We start from the raw sequence: 16856 nt of genomic DNA on the forward strand, positions 1-16856 counted from the left end.
TAACGTTTGCGGTGCGCCCGGGCGATTAGCTCAGTGGGAGAGCGCTTCGTTCACACCGAAGAGGTCACTGGTTCGAACCCAGTATCGCCCACCACCCGGACCGAAGGCCCCGGAGACAGCCGTCTCCGGGGCCTTCGGAATTTCACCCGTTCGGCTCAGCTCTCGGGCGACCGGGACAGGCTCCCCTCAGCGCATCCGGCTCAGCGTCTCGCGCAGCCTGCGCGCATCGTGCAGCCGCCGCTCGTATGTCGCCCCGACCGCGAGGAGCAGCAGCCCAGCGACAGCGGGTGGCAGCCAGCGGGGCAGGGCCCCGACGACCTGGACGACATAAGGGGCGAGCTCATGCAGCGCGTCCAGCCCCAGAGCCAGCCCGCCGAGCACCATCGGCGCCTGGAGGCGAAGCCGGGCACCGGCGAGCGTGAGCGCCAGCGCGGCCACACCGAGGAGCAGCGGTCGCAGCCAGTGCACGTCGCCCCAGGCCGCGATCAGACTCGGCACCAGTGTCGCGGCCAGCCCGGCACCGTACGCCGTCCACGACGACGCCTCCGGGTCGCGGCGCCGCCGCAGCAGACCCACGGCGAGCGCCGGAACGGTCACGGGGATCGTGTACGCCTCCGGCGCCGACACGTCGGAAGCGGCCAGACGTACCCAGGTGGCCACCACGAACAGCACGACGGCGGCGTACCCGGCGAACGGGCGCCGGTCGGCCCGCAGCGCCGTACCCGCGGCGATGACACCCGCGAGGGCCAGCGCCAGCGCCAGGGTCGGCGCGTGCGGCACCGCGAGACCGAGCGCGACCAGACCGGCCGCGGCCCCCGTGAGCTCTACGGGAAGCGCCACAGGGTGAGGGCGCAGCCGGGCCGCGAGCAGCGCGGTGGCGGCCGGTACCGCGAGCAGAGCGAGACCGGCCTGACGGGCGGGCAGCCCTGCGGACGCCGCCGTCGCACCGACGAGCCCCGCACCCCACACCACGGCGGCGCACGCGGTCACGGCGGCCGGGGCGACCCCACGGCTCGCCACCGCCGCCACGGCGGACACCACGCCGAGCACCGCGAGCACGGTGAAGGTCGCCGGGCGGGAGGCCAGGCTCAGCGCGGCCACACTCAGCGCCCCGGCCACGGCGCAGACGAGCCCGGTCAGCGCGAGCGGGCCCCCGGCCCGGGGCGGGGCTGCCGCCTCCGTGGCCGGGCGGCCAGCGACCGGCACGACACCGGCACGCCCGGCCCCGAACGAGCCGCGATCGGCCAGGACGGCCACCGTGAGCATCGCCGTCACCAGCAGCACCCGGAGAGCCAGCGTGCCCCCATAAGGCAGGGAGGGGTGGGCGGTCAGGGCGAACCCGGCGCAGCACGTCAGGACGAGGGCAGCGCAGGTCACGGCGGCGCGGGGGAGCGGGAGGGCCGGAAGCAGGCGGGGCGCCGCCCAGAGGACCACCGCGACCATGACCAGGATCGGCAGTGCCGTGGACAGGCCGGGCAGGGCCGTCTCAGAGGTAGGGGCGCCGGACCAGACCGAGCCGATACCGGACAGCGGACGTGCCGCCGTGAGGAGCGCGAACGGCAACGCCAGGACCGTGGCCATGGCATGTACCAGACCCGACGCGACGCAGAAGCCGGTACGCACACCGCGCGGCACCGGTATCCGTACGACAGCCAGCAGGGCCACCGCACACAGCAGGAAGCCGGGCACCACCCAGGAAGCGGGCACCATGGTCCGCACCACACCACCTGCGGCCGCCACCCCGGCGAGACCCGCCACCGCGGCCGTCACCGGGGCCGTCGACGGCTCCCGCCACGCGGCGCCGAGAGCCAGGCCGCCGGCCGCGAGCAGCAGCAGCCCCGGTTCCAGCGCGAGCGCCGGGGAGTCCGCCATCAACGACAGCCAGCCCGCCGCCAGCAGTGACCACCCACCGGTCAGTACGGCGCCGGTGGCCGCTGTCGCGCGCACGGCCACCGGCTTCGCCATGAGTGCGAGGGCGACATCGAACGCAGCCGTGGCCAGCGTCGCCCACACCGTCGCCGCCAGGCTCGCGTCCGTCCCCAGCGCCCAGAGCGGCAGCGGGAGTTGCGCGGCCACCACGGCCACCGGCAGCGGGGTGCGCAGCCTGCGCAGCAGCAGCCCGTAACCCGACCACACCGCGGCGAGCACACCGGCGGCGACGGCCGCATACCGCACGGCATCCGTGTCCGGCAGCGCGGCGCGGCGCAGGGCGTACGCGTCGAGCACCGTCAGCACCAGCCCCAGCACCGCGACCGCCTCGGCGGTCGCCGTGAGCCCGCGCCGCAGAAGCAGGACCGGCGTCGCCAGTGCCGCCGCCGTCACCAGGCCCAGCACCACGGACCGTCCGCCGATACCGAGATGCCCCCAGCTGACCACGGTGAACGCGATCGCGGCGATCGTCAGCAGGATTCCGCCCAGCGTGAGCAGCACGTTCTGGGCGCTCGGCCCGGACGCCGGTGCGGCCCAGGGCGCCGGTTCCGCGGGCCACGCCGGTCCGTGCGCACCCGCCTGGCCCGCGCCGAGAGTCCCGAGCGCCTGGAGGGTGTGCACCAGCCAGGCCCTTCGGTTCAGCAACTGGGCCCTTCGTGCATCGAGTTGGGCGAGCTCGCCGTCGATGAGCCGCAGCTCGTCGGCGGGCGGCAGTGCGTTATTCATGGGGGGAGTGTGGTCCCGGGCACATCCGGCCGGTATGCGCGTACGTACTCAGATCACCTGTGAGTACGTACATGCAGGGCGCGCGTCCGGCGCACACTCGGGTTATGGACTGGCATCACTACCGCTTCCGAAGCCGCTGGCAGCTCCCGGCACCGCCCGCGCGCGTCTACGACGTGCTGGAGCAGGCCGAGAACTACCCCCGGTGGTGGCCCCAGGTCCGTGAGGCCATCCCACTCGACGACCGGTCCTACACGGCCCGCTTCCGCTCGTTCCTGCCCTACGACCTCGTGGTCACCGTCAGCAGCAGCCGGAGGGATCCCGAAGCGGGTGTCCTGGAGGCGCGGCTGGAGGGAGACCTCGTCGGCTGGGCCCGCTGGATCCTCGCGCCGGGCGTGGGCGGCGGCACCCGCCTCCGCTACGACCAGGAAGTGGTGGTGCACCGCCCGCTGATGCGGCGCCTCGCACTGATCGGGCGACCGGCCTTCCGGGTCAATCACGCGGCGATGATGCGCGCGGGGCGCCGTGGGCTCACCGCGTATCTGGTGCGGGACGCGGAAGGGGTTTGAAGGGAACCCGCCGCTACCTGTATGGTTCGGTGCGTTCCCGGGCGATTAGCTCAGTGGGAGAGCGCTTCGTTCACACCGAAGAGGTCACTGGTTCGAACCCAGTATCGCCCACCGGGAGAGGCCGGTCCGTCAAATGACGGACCGGCCTCTGTGCGTTTCTGTGCAATCCGGCTTCACCGCATTCCGGAACTCACGCCGCCTGCGCCGGCATCTCGGGACGCAGCGGCCAGGCCGGATCCACCGCCTCCTCCGATCCGTTGCGCGCGAACCACGCCTGGAGGCCCCGGGCCTGCGCGGCGTGCCACACCGCCTGAAGCGTGTGCAGCTCCGCGGGCGACAAGCGCTCCAGACGCCCGGCGAACCGCCGTCCCAGAGCCCGTATGACCTCCAGCGCCGCGGTCGCGTCGGCTGCCGCGTCATGCGCTCCTTCCAGCGCGACACCGTAGTGGGCACACAGATCGGTGAGCGTGCGCCGGCCCTTGCGATAGCGGTCCAGATGCTTGTCCAGGACCCGGGGGTCCAGGACGCACATCGACACATGCTCCAGGTAGTGCGCCAGCGACGAGGCACGGTGCCGCCGCAGTTCGCGGTCCAGCAGTGTCAGGTCGAACGGCGCGTTCATCACGACGAGCGGCCTGCCCGCCGCACACTGCTCGGCCAGCGCCCGGCCTATCTCCTCCATGACCGGAGCGGGCCAGCGGCCGTTGTGCTGGAGGTGCTCCTCGGTCAGACCGTGCACGGCGATGGCCTCCGCCGGTACCGGAATGCCCGGATTGACCAACCAGGCGGTGACACGCGCACGTCCACCCGCCGAATCCTGGACGACCAGCGCCGCGGAGACTATCCGGTCTCCATCGACGTCCACGCCCGTTGTCTCGGTGTCAAATGCGGCCAGGGGCCCCTCAAACCATTGCGTCATCCCCGAACTCCTCGCCCAAGCCGGGCAGATGGCGTGATCCCCTGCCCGAACCGGTGATACCCGCCCTGTTTGCGCGGTACGCAGGTGGGTGACAACACAGATGGCGGGACAGGGATCTGACATCCCGTCGCGGACTCGGGCGAGTGATCCGAAGTGGGTCTCCGCTCGCCGAAGGCAGGGGGCGGCGACCGAGCCCCGCAACGAGACAGAATCGGCACAGCCGGGAAGGCAGACGGAGCCATGACGCTCGCGCAGCCGGAACCGGGTGCGCTGCCCGAGCGGACCGCACCGCTGCGCGGAGCACTCGCCACCACCGCCTGCATGGAGACCCTTCAGGTGGGGTATCTCCACGCGGTGGCGGCAGCCGCGGGCTGCTCGCTGTCCCAGCCGTTCCCCGACAACGGGATCGACTGGCATGTAAGCCACAGCGCTCCCGGACACACCGTCGACGACGAAGTCACCATCAAGGTCCAGCTCAAGGCGACCTACCAACTGGCGCCGCACCCGCCGGGTCCGGCGTTCTCGTTCACGCTCGACAACGCGCACCTGGTGAAGCTGGCCCGGACACCGGTGTCCGTACACAAGATCCTTGTCGTGATGATCGTGCCGAGGACCCGGGAGGAGTGGCTGCGGGCCGGCCACGACCGGCTTGATCTGAGGCACTGCTGCTACTGGACCAATCTGGCCGGCCACCCGGTGACCGGCCGGCGCCGGACCACCGTGCGGATCCCGGTCGCGCGCATCTTCGACGACCGGGCGCTGTGCGAGATCATGACCCGGGTCGGGACGGGAGGGAGACCTTGATGCACCGCCCGATCGGTGAACCACCACCGCCACGGACCAGTTCCCCACCGCACCGCCCGCACCCGCTGCCTCTTCCGCTGCCCGAGGACGTACCGGCCCCCTGGTACGGCGGGGACGGCCCCGACCCGTCGGGCGTCGATCCCGCCGTCCTGGCGGCACTGCTCGACCGGCACGGCTGGCGCAGGCGCGGGGGAGCGGTGGGGCGGTACGCCCGCTGGACCCCGCCCGGTCCGGCGGGCGGGAGCACCAGCCTGCTGGTGCCCGAGAGCCGGGCCTTCCCGGACGCCGACGACCTGCTGAGCGAGGCGCTCACGGCTCTGGCCCGGTCGGCCGCGCCCTCGGCCCGGGAGGTGCTCGTGGGGCTCTCGGTGGCGAGCGACGAGATCCGCTGGTGGCGGGACGTCCCGCAGGACCCGGCCGGGGCGGTGGCCTGGACGGTGCAGGAGCAACTGCGGTCGGCGGCACGGCAACTGCTGCTGGCGGGGGCCCTCGCCGCGCGGAGCCGGGCCGGGTACCACGGGGCGAGGCACCGGCGCCAGGCACTCGCCGCGCTGGAGGGCGTCCTGGTCGGCCCGGCACCGGGCGGACGCGGGCTCACCGCCTTCGTACCGGTGACGGGCGGCCGGTCCGTCACCGTCAGCCTGCACCATGCGCTCGCTGCCACCCGTGAGGCCGTCGACTACCAGCGGGCAACCGGCGGGATGGACGCGTTCGACACGGCGGTCGAGGCGGGCGTGAGCCGGGAGCTCACGGAAGCCGTCGTGGCGCTGGTGCGCGGCACCGAAGGAGCCCGGGTCGCGCTGGCCTGGTCACCCGCGGCGGGAGTGCCGGAAGGCTGCGCGGCCCGCCCCGAACCCATCGAGTTCTCCCCCGGGGACCTGCCCGCCCTGCGTGCGGCCGGCGCCCGCTATCTCCGCGAGGAACCGTCCGTCCCGGTACGGATCACCGGCGCGGTGGTACGGATGCGGCGCTCGGGGACCCGCGGCGAGGGCACCGTGCGGCTGCGGGTGCTCGCGGGGGCCGAGGTCCCCCATGTCCGCGCCGTGCTCGACGAGGAGTCGTACCGGACAGCCGGCCACGCCCATCTGGTGGGACTGCCGATCCGGGTGATCGGCCGCCTCGAAAGCCGCGGCGGCTTCCGGCGCCTGAGCGATGCGACGGGCGTGGTGCCGGTGCAGGTCGATGACGCGGAACGGGACCGGCTGATGAAGGCGCTGCACGAGAACCTCGACTTCTTCGAGGAGGCGTGCGGCTCGGAGGACTGACCGGGGGCAGTTGCGCCGTGCCGCCGGCGCTGTGACGCCCGGCCCGCCAACCGTTTCGCGGGCGGGCTGCTCGGCTCGGTAGCATGGCGTTTCGCGCACGCACCGAATCGGAGCGTGCTCCCCCATCAGGCAGGAGAGACCGGTGTCGGACGTCCGTGTGATCATCCAACGCGATTCCGAGCGGGAAGAGCGCGTGGTGACCACGGGCACGACAGCGGCCGAGCTCTTCGCGGGCGACCGGACCGTCGTCGCCGCACGGGTGGCCGGTGAGCTGAGGGACCTGGCGTACGAGGTCGCGGACGGCGAGGAGATCGAGCCGGTCGGGATCTCCTCCCAGGACGGGCTCAACATCCTGCGCCACTCCACCGCGCATGTGATGGCCCAGGCCGTGCAGGAGTTGTTCCCCGAGGCCAAGCTGGGCATCGGCCCGCCGGTCAGGGACGGCTTCTACTACGACTTCGACGTGGCGAAGCCCTTCACGCCCGAGGATCTCAAGGCCATCGAGAAGAAGATGCAGGAGATCCAGAAGCGCGGCCAGCGCTTCTCGCGGCGGGTCGTCACCGACGAGGCCGCCCGCGACGAGCTCGCGGACGAGCCGTACAAGCTGGAACTCATCGGCCTCAAGGGCTCGGCGTCGAGCGACGACGGCGCCGATGTCGAGGTGGGCGGCGGCGAGCTGACCATCTACGACAACCTGGACGCCAAGACCGGTGAGCTGTGCTGGAAGGACCTCTGCCGCGGTCCCCACCTGCCGACCACCCGCAACATCCCGGCGTTCAAGCTGATGCGCAACGCCGCGGCCTACTGGCGCGGCAGCGAGAAGAACCCGATGCTCCAGCGCATCTACGGCACCGCCTGGCCGTCCAAGGACGAGCTCAAGGCGCACCTCGACTTCCTTGCCGAGGCCGAGAAGCGCGACCACCGCAGGCTCGGCTCCGAGCTGGACCTCTTCTCGATCCCGGACGAGATCGGCTCCGGCCTCGCCGTCTTCCACCCCAAGGGCGGCGTCATCCGCCGGGCCATGGAGGACTACTCGCGGCGCCGGCACGAGGAGGCGGGCTACGAGTTCGTCTACACCCCGCACGCCACCAAGGGGAAGCTGTTCGAGAAGAGCGGCCACCTGGACTGGTACGCCGAGGGCATGTACCCCCCCATGCAGCTCGACGAGGGCGTGGACTACTACCTCAAGCCCATGAACTGCCCGATGCACAACCTGATCTTCGATGCCCGGGGCCGGTCCTACCGTGAACTGCCTCTGCGTCTCTTCGAGTTCGGGACGGTGTACCGGTACGAGAAGTCCGGTGTCGTGCACGGTCTCACCCGGGCCCGCGGCTTCACCCAGGACGACGCGCACATCTACTGCACCAAGGAGCAGATGGCGGACGAGCTCGACTCGCTGCTGACCTTCGTGCTCGACCTGCTGCGCGACTACGGTCTGACCGACTTCTACCTGGAGCTGTCCACCAAGGACCCGGAGAAGTTCGTCGGCTCCGACGAGGTCTGGGAAGAGGCCACCGAGGTGCTGCGCAAGGCCGCCGAGAAGCAGGGACTGCCGCTGGTCCCCGACCCGGGCGGCGCCGCCTTCTACGGCCCGAAGATCTCGGTCCAGGTCAAGGACGCGATCGGCCGCACCTGGCAGATGTCGACCATCCAGGTCGACTTCAACCTGCCGGAGCGCTTCGACCTCGAGTACACCGGCCCCGACGGCACCAAGCAGCGACCGGTCATGATCCACCGCGCCCTGTTCGGCTCCATCGAGCGCTTCTTCGCGGTGCTGCTCGAGCACTACGCGGGCGCCTTCCCGGCGTGGCTGGCGCCGGTACAGGCGGCGGGCATCCCGGTCGGCGACACCCACGTCCCGTACCTCCAGGACTTCGCCGCGGATGCCCGGAAGCGTGGGCTGCGGGTCGAGGTGGACGCGTCCTCGGACCGGATGCAGAAGAAGATCAGGAACTGGCAGAAGCAGAAGGTTCCGTTCATGATCATCGTCGGTGACGACGACATGAACGCGGGGACGGTGTCGTTCCGCTACCGCGACGGTTCGCAGGAGAACGGCATCCCCCGGGAAGAGGCGCTGGCGAAGCTCGCCGACGTGGTGGAGCGCCGGGTACAGGTCTGAGCCGTCCCCGCCGCAGCGTTCAGAGAGAGGACCCCGGAGGACGTCCGTCCTCCGGGGGCCTCCTCTCGTCCTCCCTGGTGAAGATCTGCACCAGCCAGGACGAGAACGAGCCCGTCACCGCGCCCAGCAGGGCCAGGCCGCAGATCATCATCCCCACCGCGATCAGCCGCCCTCGCTGGGTCACGGGCGTGACGTCGCCGTAGCCGACGGTGGTCAGCGTCTCGGAGGCCCACCACAGGGCGTCCCCGAATGTACGGATCGACGCCCCCGGCGCGTTGTGCTCCGCCTGGTAGACGGTGAGCGCTCCGGCATAGCCCAGCAGGACGGCTCCCGTCCCCGCGTAGGAGATGACCCGTGCGTGGAGGCTCAGCTTCGGTGTCTCCCGTCTGCTCTGCACCGCGGTGTAGACCTTGAGCAGCCGCAGCGGGCGCAGCAGCGGAAGGATCAGGACCAGGGTGTCCAGCCAGTGCGTCCGCAGGAAGCGGCGGGGCCGCTGACCGCTCAGCCGCAGCCGCACCACGTAGTCCGCCGCGAAGACCGCCCACATCAGGAGCGCGACCGCGAGGGCGATGTCACGCCAGGCCCGTTCCGACTCCGGGGCCAGTGCGATTACCGAGTAAGCCGCCAGGAAGACCAGCGAGGCCCAGAACAGCGGCAGCTCAACCCGCTGCTCCCAGCGCTGGAGCGGGGTGAGCGCGTCATCGACGTCCATCGGCCCAGCATCGCCCGGAGTCCGCCAGGGTCCGCCCCGGCGACACGCTCCGAACGGTCGAAGTCATATGCTGCACCACATGACGAGTGAGCCGGAGCAGCAGATCGGAGTCGGGATCCAGGACGCCTTCCAGCGTCTGTGGACCCCCCACCGGATGGCGTACATCCAGGGGGAGAACAAGCCGACCGGGCCGGGAGCCGGGGACGGCTGCCCCTTCTGCTCGATTCCCTCGAAGTCCGACGAGGACGGACTCGTCATCGCGCGCGGCGCGAGCGTGTACGCGGTGCTCAATCTGTACCCGTACAACGGCGGGCACCTGATGGTGGTGCCCTACCGGCATGTCGCCGACTACACGGACCTGGACGAGGCGGAGACCGCCGAGCTCGCCGCGTTCACCAAGCGGGCGATGACGGCGCTGCGTACGGCCTCCGGGGCGCACGGTTTCAACATCGGGATGAACCAGGGCTCGGTGGCGGGTGCCGGTATCGCCGCCCATCTCCACCAGCACCTCGTGCCCCGCTGGGGCGGCGACACCAACTTCATGCCCGTGGTCGGGCACACCAAGGTGCTGCCCCAACTCCTCGCCGACACAAGGAAGATGCTGGCGGAGGCCTGGCCGCAGGGATGACCTGGAACGGGCGCCCCCTGTCTTGCGGGCGGCACCCCGGCCTATGCGGTGGTTCTACGCGTCGTAGACATCGGCCTTGCGCGGCATCGGGTCCTGGATCATTCCGCTCACGATCAGGGACCGGTTGCTGAAGCGCTCGGTGTCCACCCCGTTCTCCTCCAGCACCCTCATCGCGGCGGCATGCGTCACCCGCAGCACGGGGGTGGCCGCGCGCATGGCGTCGTCCGCCATGAACCGGTGCCGCCAGGGCTTGTCCGCCCAGGCGTGCCGCAGCCCGAAGGGCTCCGGCAGGACCAGTTTCCCGCCGAGGAAGTCCAGCAGCGGCGGGTACCAGGTGAACGGTGCCCTGACCATCAGCCGCACCACCTCGGGCGTCTCCACCACCGGTATCGTCCGTGTCTCGGTCTCCCAGAACCGCACGGTCTTCGGGACCTCCACGGTCTTCGGCGCCGGTTTGGACGTGAACAGGGAGTGGACCGGACCGAGCGCATGGCCGGTCACCTCGATGCGCAGGGTCTCGTACAGCACGGTCACCGTGATCATCATGGTGATCACCAACTGGCCGTCCCACAGCGTGAACTGCACCCCCAGGTAGTGTCGGTTGCCGCTGCCGAACTGCTGGTGGTCGCACATGCGCTGTATCTCGTGGCGCCTGACCTGGTACCTGTTGTCCACGTCCTGGCCCTCGGGCCTGGCCACCTCCGCCGCGTTCTCCCCGACCGGCACCACGACCCAGTGCTTCACCGAAGGGGCGGGGAAGCCGCCCGTGTGCAGCGGGCCGCGCTGGAGCAGGGTGAGCTGGTCGTGGATCACCTTGATGACGTCCCAGCTGCGGAACTGGTGGAACTCCTTGGCCGGTGCCTTCGCCACCAGCTCCTCCGCGAGCTGCCAGCTGCCCCAGCGGGTGCCCATGCCCAGTATCCCCTTGGGGCCGGCGTAGAACACCGAGTTGGCGTGCTGCTCCGCCGTGAGCAGCTCCAGTCCCTGGCGCAGCTGCTCGGCCGCGGTCTCGTTCGGGTGGCCGGGCACCGCCTCGGGGACCTTCGCGCCGATTCCGCCGCCGGACAGCAGGCTGTCCCAGCGCTCGCGCATGTCCGTGGCAGTGGCCAGGCAGATCCGCTTCGCCAGCCACCAGCCGATCACCGGGGCGACGAGCATGGCACGCAGGTAGGCGCCCAGGAAGCCGGTGAACGGCAGCTTCAGCAGGAAGATCACCCCCAGCAGGGCGATCGCGGCCATCAGCGCCCCGCCCAGTGCCCCCATCCGCTTGTTCTGCGCCCCGGCGACCATCCGCCGCAGCGCGAACACGGCTATCCACAGCAGCATCCCGGGCAGGAACAGCAGCCCGAACACCGCCATGATCGCGGTGAGCTTGGCGTCCCGCTGCCTGCGGATCCCGTTCGCGGCGAGCGCGTGCTCGACCACTGTCTGGGGCTCGGTGCCGAAGGACTGGATCAGGGGCTTGCGCCCGCCCCCGAGCAGCCGCACCTGGACGGCCCGGGAGAAGGCCTCGCCCAGACTCGGCTCGAACAGCTTGATCTTGGGCTTGGTCACCTTGGACTCGTGCCACTCGCTGTTGGCCTTGAGTATCTCGTCGACCTTGCCGTCCCGGTAGGCAGCCGACGCGAGCGCGTGTGTCGCCGCCGTCTGCCCGGCCGCACCCTGGAGCGGGACCTGTGCCCCGGGAGAGAAATCGAATGCCTGCTCCGCCACCGCACCGCCCCCATCGCCGCATTCGCGGTAGTCGCCGAAATCCTCCGGCACCGCGACCTGTTCCCCGCTACCGCACCCCGCACACCTTCTGAACTGGGCACCCCAGCGTATCGAGGACGCGCTGTGTCCGCCTCATCACCATGAAATACCGCCCGCCGCAAGGGGGTACGGCGGGCGGCATGCACAACTCCTAGGCAGCCTCGGCCTGTTCCCTGATCTTGCCCGCCAACTGCGGTGGCATCGCCTCATGTCGGGCGTACGAGCGGTCGAATCGGCCGGTGCCGTGCGAGATCGACCGCAGGTCGACCGCGTACCTCCCGATCTCGATTTCCGGTACCTCAGCTCGTACGAACGTCCTTCCCTGGCCCGCCTGTTCGGTGCCGACCACCCGCCCCCTGCGGCCCGACAGATCGCTCATGACCGCACCCACGTACTCGTCAGGCACCATCACCTGCACCTCGGCCACGGGCTCCAGCAGATGGATCCGTGTCGCAGTCGCCGCCTCGCGCAGCGCCAGCGCACCCGCCGTCTGGAACGCGGCGTCGGACGAGTCCACCGAGTGGGCCTTGCCGTCCAGCAGCGTCACCCGCACATCCACCAGGGGATAGCCGGCGGCGACACCCTTCGCCGCCTGCGCCCTGATGCCCTTCTCCACGGACGGGATGAACTGCCGCGGCACCGCGCCGCCCACGACCTTGTCCACGAACTCGATGCCCGAGCCGGCGGGCAGCGGCTCGACCTCGATCTCGCAGATCGCGTACTGGCCGTGCCCACCGGACTGCTTCACATGGCGGCCCCGCCCTGCCGACCGCTCACCGAACGTCTCCCGCAGCGACACCTTGTGCGGTACCACGTCCACCTGGACCCCGTACCGGTTCCGCAACCGTTCCAGCGCCACGTCCATATGGGCCTCGCCCAGACACCACAGCACCACCTGGTGCGTGTCCTGGTTCTGTTCGAGGCGCATCGTCGGATCCTCGGCGACCAGCCGGGAGAGACCCTGTGACAGCCGGTCCTCGTCCGCCTTGCTGTGCGCCTCGATGGCCAGCGGCAGCAACGGGTCCGGCATCGCCCACGGCTCCATCAGCAGCGGATCGTCCTTGGACGAGAGCGTGTCGCCCGTCTCCGCCCGCGACAGCTTGGCGACACAGGCCAGATCGCCCGCGATACACGCCCCCATGGTGCGCTGCTGTTTGCCGAACGGTGAGGTGAGCGCCCCCACGCGCTCGTCCACGTCATGGTCCTCATGACCGCGGTCCGTCAGGCCGTGCCCGGAGACATGCACGGTCTCGTCCGGGCGCAGCGTCCCCGAGAACACCCGCACCAGCGACAGCCGCCCGACGTAGGGGTCCGAGGCGGTCCTGACGACCTCCGCGACCAGCGGCCCGTCGGGGTCACAGCTGATCGCCGGACGCGGCGCTCCCTCCGGTGTGGTGACCGCCGGCGCCTCCCGCTCGAGCGGGGTCGGGAAGCCGCCCGTGATCAGCTCCAGAAGTTCGATGGTGCCGAGGCCCTGCTTCCCGCCGTCCGCGGCGGGCGCCGCGAACAGCACCGGGTGGAAGACGCCCCGGGCGACGGCCTTCTCCAGATCGTCGATCAGCGTCTTGAGGTCGATCTCCTCGCCGCCCAGATAGCGGTCCATGAGGGTCTCGTCCTCGCTCTCCGCGATGATCCCCTCGATGAGCCGGTTCCGTGACTCCTCGATGAGCGGAAGCTGATCCTGTGCCGGTGTCTGCTCCGCGCGCCCGCCGCCCGAGTAGTCGAACAGCTTCTGCGTCAGCAGCCCTATCAGCCCGGTCACCGGAGCGTGCCCGTCGGCGGCCTCGGGGCCGTACAGGGGCAGATAGAGCGGCAGTACGGCGTCGGGGTCGTCGCCGCCGAAGATCTGCCCGCAGATCCGGGTGAGGTCGTCATAGCCGGTGCGGGCCGTGTCCAGGTGGGTGACCACGATGGCCCGTGGCATGCCCACCGCCGCGCACTCCTCCCAGACCATCCGGGTGGAAGCGGCCACGGCGTCGGCCTCCTGGGCAGCGGAGACAACGAAAAGGGCCGCGTCCGCGGCTCGCAGACCGGCCCTGAGCTCCCCGACGAAGTCGGCATATCCGGGGGTGTCCAGCAGATTGACCTTGTACCCGCCCCATTCGACCGGGATGAGGCTGAGCTGTACGGAGCGCTGCTGGCGGTGTTCGATCTCGTCGTAGTCCGAGACCGTCCCGCCGTCCTCGACCCGGCCCGCCCTGTTGACCGCTCCGGCGGTCAGAGCGAGGGCCTCGACCAGTGTGGTCTTGCCTGAGCCGCTGTGGCCGACCAGCACCACATTCCGTACGGATGAGGGCCGGTCGGCCGTCGTAGCCCTGCCGGCGGCTCCGGGGTGTGCGTTTGCCTTGTCGCCCATGATTCGTTCCTCCCGACTGCGTGCACGGTGAGGTGAGGGCGCGGACCCGGGGGCGCCGTGTCGGGGAGACCCCCGGCCGGAACGAGTCGCTCGCTCCGGCACATGCCCGCGGTGGTCTTTCGAGCTTTCCACTCCCTTCACGGTGCGTCCATACGTCGTACGTGACCGGGGGAGTCCGCTCGCCCGCGGCCGGCTTGACTACGATGGGCCCGCCGGTGGCCATTGGGGCCGCACGGCCCCACAGAACCCCGGGACGGCCATGCTGAACAAGTACGCGCGTGCGTTCTTCACGCGTGTCCTCACACCGTTCGCCGCGTTTCTGCTCCGCAGGGGGGTGAGCCCCGACGCGGTCACGCTCATCGGCACGGCCGGAGTGATGGTGGGGGCGCTGGCGTTCTTCCCGCGCGGAGAGTTCTTCTGGGGCACGATCATCATCACCCTGTTCGTCTTCTCGGACCTCGTCGACGGGAACATGGCCCGCCAGGCCGGCATCTCCAGCCGCTGGGGCGCCTTCCTCGACTCGACGCTGGACCGGGTGGCGGACGGGGCGATCTTCGGCGGATTCGCCCTCTGGTACGCGGGCAAGGGCGACGACAACATGATGTGCGCCGTCGCCATCTTCTGCCTGGCCAGCGGGCAGGTCGTCTCGTACACCAAGGCGCGGGGCGAGTCCATCGGCCTGCCGGTCGCCGTGAACGGGCTGGTCGAACGTGCCGAGCGGCTGGTCATCTCGCTGGTCGCGGCCGGTCTCGCCGGGCTGCACGGCTTCGGTGTGCCCGGTATCCAGATCCTCCTGCCGATCGCGCTGTGGATCGTGGCGGTGGGCTCCCTGGTTACCCTGGGGCAGCGGGTGGTGACGGTACGTCGTGAGGCGGCCGAGGCGGATGCCGGGGCGTCATCAGAGGGGAGTGGGGCGGCTTCATGAAGGAACGGCTGACGGACGCGCTGTACGGACTGGGGTGGTCCGCGGTGAAGAAGCTCCCCGAGTCCGCCGCGACGGGACTTGGCCGCACCATCGCCGACACGGCCTGGAAGCGCCGCGGCAAGGGCGTGCTCCGCCTGGAGTCCAACCTGGCCCGGGTCGTCCCGGACGCGGGGCCCGAGCGGCTCGCCGAACTCTCCCAGGCCGGAATGCGCTCCTATATGCGCTACTGGATGGAGTCCTTCCGGCTGCCCACATGGGACCAGGAACGCGTCAGGCGCAGCGTCCACATCAATGAAGTCCACCGGCTGACCGACGGCATCGCATCGGACCGCGGTGTGGTGCTCGCGCTGCCCCACATGGCCAACTACGACCTCGCGGGTGTCTGGGTCACCCGTGCCCTGGACACCCCGTTCACCACGGTCGCCGAACGCCTCAAGCCGGAGAGTCTGTACGACCGGTTCGTCGCCTACCGCGAGTCGCTCGGCATGGAGGTGCTTCCGCATGTCGGCGGCTCCGCGTTCGGCACCCTCGCCCGCCGGCTGCGCGAGGGCGGTCTCGTCTGCCTGGTCGCCGACCGCGACCTCTCCGCCTCGGGTATCGAGGTCAAGTTCTTCGGCGAGACGGCCCGGATGCCGGCCGGGCCGGCGCTGCTCGCCCAGCAGACCGGGGCCCTGCTGCTGCCGGTCACGCTCTGGTATGACGACACCGAGGTCATGCAGGGCCGTGTCCACCCGCCCGTCGACGTACCCGAGACGGGCACCCGGGCCGAGAAGACGTCTGTCATGACACAGGCGCTGGCGGATGCCTACGCCACCGGAATCGCCGAGCACCCGGAGGACTGGCACATGCTCCAGCGTCTGTGGCTCGCGGACCTCGAGGAGCCGAGGGCATGAGGATCGGCATCGTCTGCCCGTACTCCTGGGATGTCCCGGGAGGCGTGCAGTTCCACATCAGGGACCTGGCGGAGCACCTGATCCGGCTGGGGCACCAGGTGTCCGTACTCGCTCCCGCCGACGACGACACCCCGCTGCCCCCGTATGTGGTCTCCGCCGGGCGCGCCGTGCCCGTGCCCTACAACGGCTCGGTGGCCCGGCTCAACTTCGGCTTCCTCTCCGCGGCCCGGGTCCGGCGCTGGCTCCACGACGGCACCTTCGACGTCATCCACATCCACGAACCCGCCTCACCCTCCCTCGGGCTGCTGACCTGCTGGGCGGCGCAGGGGCCGATCGTCGCCACCTTCCACACCTCCAACCCGCGCTCGCGCGCGATGATCGCGGCGTACCCGATCCTCCAGCCCGCGCTGGAGAAGATCAGTGCCCGCATCGCGGTCAGCGAGTACGCCCGGCGGACCCTGGTCGAGCACCTTGGCGGCGACGCCGTCGTCATCCCGAACGGCGTCGACGTGGACTTCTTCGCCACGGCGGAGCCCACGGCCGAGTGGCAGGGCGGGAGCACCTCCGGTGAAGCCGGGGGCGACACCATCGGGTTCATCGGCCGCATCGACGAGCCCCGCAAGGGCCTGCCCGTGCTGATGAAGGCCCTCCCGAAGATCCTCGCGGAGCGGCCGGACACCCGGCTCCTCGTCGCCGGGCGCGGCGACGAGGAGGAGGCCGTGGCCTCCCTCCCGGCGGAGATGCGCTCGCGCGTGGAGTTCCTCGGCATGGTGAGCGACGAGGACAAGGCTCGGCTGCTGCGCAGCGTCGACGTGTACGTCGCACCCAACACGGGCGGCGAGAGCTTCGGGATCATCCTGGTCGAGGCCCTCTCGGCGGGCGCACCTGTGCTGGCCTCCGACCTGGACGCCTTCGTCCAGGTCCTGGACCAGGGTGCCGCGGGTGAACTCTTCGCCAACGAGGACGCGGACGCGCTGGCCGCCGCGGCGGTACGGCTGCTCGGTGACCCGGCCCGCCGGGAGGAGCTCAGCGCGCGGGGCAGCGCGCATGTCCGGCGCTTCGACTGGTCGACGGTGGGGGCGGACATCCTCGCGGTCTACGAGACCGTGACGGACGGCGCAGCCTCGGTGGCGGCGGTGGAACGACCTGGGCTGATGGCCCGCTTCGGCCTGGCGCGCGACTAGGGCGTGTTGTGAAAGTAGCGCCGTCCGCCCGGGGGGTGGGGCTCGCGGCGTCCGGTGCGTGCGATCGCAAGGCGGAGG

General features: G+C 70.9%; 13 protein-coding genes and 2 tRNA genes. 10 read left to right on the top strand and 5 right to left on the bottom strand.

The window, feature by feature from the left end; genetic code table 11:
- The first annotated feature begins 19 nt into the window (after positions 1-19).
- Positions 20-94, top strand: a tRNA-Val gene (locus ABZ532_RS21370).
- Positions 95-186: 92 nt separating this feature from the next.
- On the opposite strand, the gene ABZ532_RS21375 is transcribed toward ABZ532_RS21370, so the two are convergent.
- Positions 187-2655 carry a hypothetical protein gene (locus tag ABZ532_RS21375; RefSeq protein ID WP_361285807.1) on the bottom strand — a complete coding sequence of 823 codons (2469 nt, stop codon included), beginning with the start codon at positions 2653-2655 and terminating at the stop codon, positions 187-189.
- A 104-nt stretch (positions 2656-2759) separates the two neighbouring features.
- On the opposite strand from ABZ532_RS21375, the gene ABZ532_RS21380 reads away from it, so the two are divergent.
- Complete coding sequence (locus tag ABZ532_RS21380) at positions 2760-3221, top strand: SRPBCC family protein (protein ID WP_361285809.1); 462 nt, start codon at positions 2760-2762, stop codon at positions 3219-3221.
- A 39-nt stretch (positions 3222-3260) separates the two neighbouring features.
- A tRNA-Val gene (locus ABZ532_RS21385) sits at positions 3261-3332 on the top strand.
- Positions 3333-3411: 79 nt separating this feature from the next.
- Here ABZ532_RS21385 and ABZ532_RS21390 read toward each other — a convergent pair.
- Positions 3412-4140, bottom strand: coding sequence for a 3'-5' exonuclease (locus ABZ532_RS21390; RefSeq protein ID WP_361285811.1), 729 nt, complete (start codon positions 4138-4140; stop codon positions 3412-3414).
- 240 nt (positions 4141-4380) lie between these two features.
- Between ABZ532_RS21390 and ABZ532_RS21395 the strand changes: the two genes are divergently transcribed.
- The 3 genes from ABZ532_RS21395 to thrS all read left to right on the top strand — a co-directional run bounded on the left by ABZ532_RS21395 (position 4381) and on the right by thrS (position 8328).
- Positions 4381-4944: a DUF4365 domain-containing protein gene (locus ABZ532_RS21395; protein WP_361285814.1), complete on the top strand. Its 564-nt coding sequence runs from the start codon at positions 4381-4383 to the stop codon at positions 4942-4944.
- On the top strand, positions 4944-6209 hold the full coding sequence (locus ABZ532_RS21400) for a hypothetical protein (protein WP_361285817.1): 1266 nt from the start codon (positions 4944-4946) through the stop codon (positions 6207-6209). Before ABZ532_RS21395 ends, ABZ532_RS21400 begins: the two co-directional genes overlap by 1 nt.
- Positions 6210-6351: 142 nt before the next feature.
- Positions 6352-8328: a threonine--tRNA ligase gene (thrS, locus tag ABZ532_RS21405; protein ID WP_361285820.1), complete on the top strand. Its 1977-nt coding sequence runs from the start codon at positions 6352-6354 to the stop codon at positions 8326-8328.
- Between the two features lie 19 nt (positions 8329-8347).
- Here thrS and ABZ532_RS21410 read toward each other — a convergent pair whose 3' ends face one another.
- Positions 8348-9040, bottom strand: coding sequence for a potassium channel family protein (locus ABZ532_RS21410; RefSeq protein ID WP_361285823.1), 693 nt, complete (start codon positions 9038-9040; stop codon positions 8348-8350).
- A gap of 67 nt (positions 9041-9107) precedes the next feature.
- Between ABZ532_RS21410 and ABZ532_RS21415 the strand changes: the two genes are divergently transcribed.
- Positions 9108-9668 (top strand): HIT domain-containing protein, encoded by a 561-nt coding sequence (locus tag ABZ532_RS21415; protein ID WP_361285827.1) that lies wholly within the window; start codon positions 9108-9110, stop codon positions 9666-9668.
- Positions 9669-9722: 54 nt separating this feature from the next.
- Here ABZ532_RS21415 and ABZ532_RS21420 read toward each other — a convergent pair whose 3' ends face one another.
- Entirely contained in the window at positions 9723-11381 is a 1659-nt protein-coding gene (locus tag ABZ532_RS21420) for a hypothetical protein (RefSeq protein ID WP_361285978.1), read from the bottom strand.
- Positions 11382-11571: 190 nt separating this feature from the next.
- Positions 11572-13776 (bottom strand): elongation factor G-like protein EF-G2, encoded by a 2205-nt coding sequence (locus tag ABZ532_RS21425; protein WP_361285830.1) that lies wholly within the window; start codon positions 13774-13776, stop codon positions 11572-11574.
- A 259-nt stretch (positions 13777-14035) separates the two neighbouring features.
- On the opposite strand from ABZ532_RS21425, the gene pgsA reads away from it, so the two are divergent.
- Genes pgsA through ABZ532_RS21440 form a run of 3 tightly spaced genes read left to right on the top strand, consistent with a single transcriptional unit; the run spans position 14036 to position 16778 of the window.
- Complete coding sequence (gene pgsA / locus ABZ532_RS21430) at positions 14036-14701, top strand: phosphatidylinositol phosphate synthase (RefSeq protein WP_361285833.1); 666 nt, start codon at positions 14036-14038, stop codon at positions 14699-14701.
- Positions 14698-15594, top strand: a complete 897-nt coding sequence (locus ABZ532_RS21435) for a phosphatidylinositol mannoside acyltransferase (RefSeq protein ID WP_361285835.1) — start codon at positions 14698-14700, stop codon at positions 15592-15594. The genes pgsA and ABZ532_RS21435 overlap by 4 nt, the downstream gene beginning before the upstream one ends.
- A complete protein-coding gene (locus ABZ532_RS21440) occupies positions 15591-16778 on the top strand; it encodes a glycosyltransferase family 4 protein (RefSeq protein WP_361285837.1) in 1188 nt (395 codons plus the stop codon). The genes ABZ532_RS21435 and ABZ532_RS21440 overlap by 4 nt, the downstream gene beginning before the upstream one ends.
- Positions 16779-16856 lie beyond the last annotated feature (78 nt).

It is taken from the genome of Streptomyces sp. NPDC019396 (assembly GCF_040632375.1).
Classification (GTDB): domain Bacteria; phylum Actinomycetota; class Actinomycetes; order Streptomycetales; family Streptomycetaceae; genus Streptomyces.

Coding starts and splice junctions, on each gene's coding strand:
- pgsA (WP_361285833.1), top strand. CDS start 14,036: ATGCTGAACAAGTACGCGCGTGCGTTCTTCACGCGTGTCCTCACACCG.
- ABZ532_RS21435 (WP_361285835.1), top strand. CDS start 14,698: ATGAAGGAACGGCTGACGGACGCGCTGTACGGACTGGGGTGGTCCGCG.
- ABZ532_RS21380 (WP_361285809.1), top strand. CDS start 2,760: ATGGACTGGCATCACTACCGCTTCCGAAGCCGCTGGCAGCTCCCGGCA.
- ABZ532_RS21375 (WP_361285807.1), bottom strand. CDS start 2,655: ATGAATAACGCACTGCCGCCCGCCGACGAGCTGCGGCTCATCGACGGC.
- ABZ532_RS21425 (WP_361285830.1), bottom strand. CDS start 13,776: ATGGGCGACAAGGCAAACGCACACCCCGGAGCCGCCGGCAGGGCTACG.
- ABZ532_RS21440 (WP_361285837.1), top strand. CDS start 15,591: ATGAGGATCGGCATCGTCTGCCCGTACTCCTGGGATGTCCCGGGAGGC.
- ABZ532_RS21400 (WP_361285817.1), top strand. CDS start 4,944: ATGCACCGCCCGATCGGTGAACCACCACCGCCACGGACCAGTTCCCCA.
- ABZ532_RS21410 (WP_361285823.1), bottom strand. CDS start 9,040: ATGGACGTCGATGACGCGCTCACCCCGCTCCAGCGCTGGGAGCAGCGG.
- ABZ532_RS21395 (WP_361285814.1), top strand. CDS start 4,381: ATGACGCTCGCGCAGCCGGAACCGGGTGCGCTGCCCGAGCGGACCGCA.
- ABZ532_RS21390 (WP_361285811.1), bottom strand. CDS start 4,140: ATGACGCAATGGTTTGAGGGGCCCCTGGCCGCATTTGACACCGAGACA.
- ABZ532_RS21415 (WP_361285827.1), top strand. CDS start 9,108: ATGCTGCACCACATGACGAGTGAGCCGGAGCAGCAGATCGGAGTCGGG.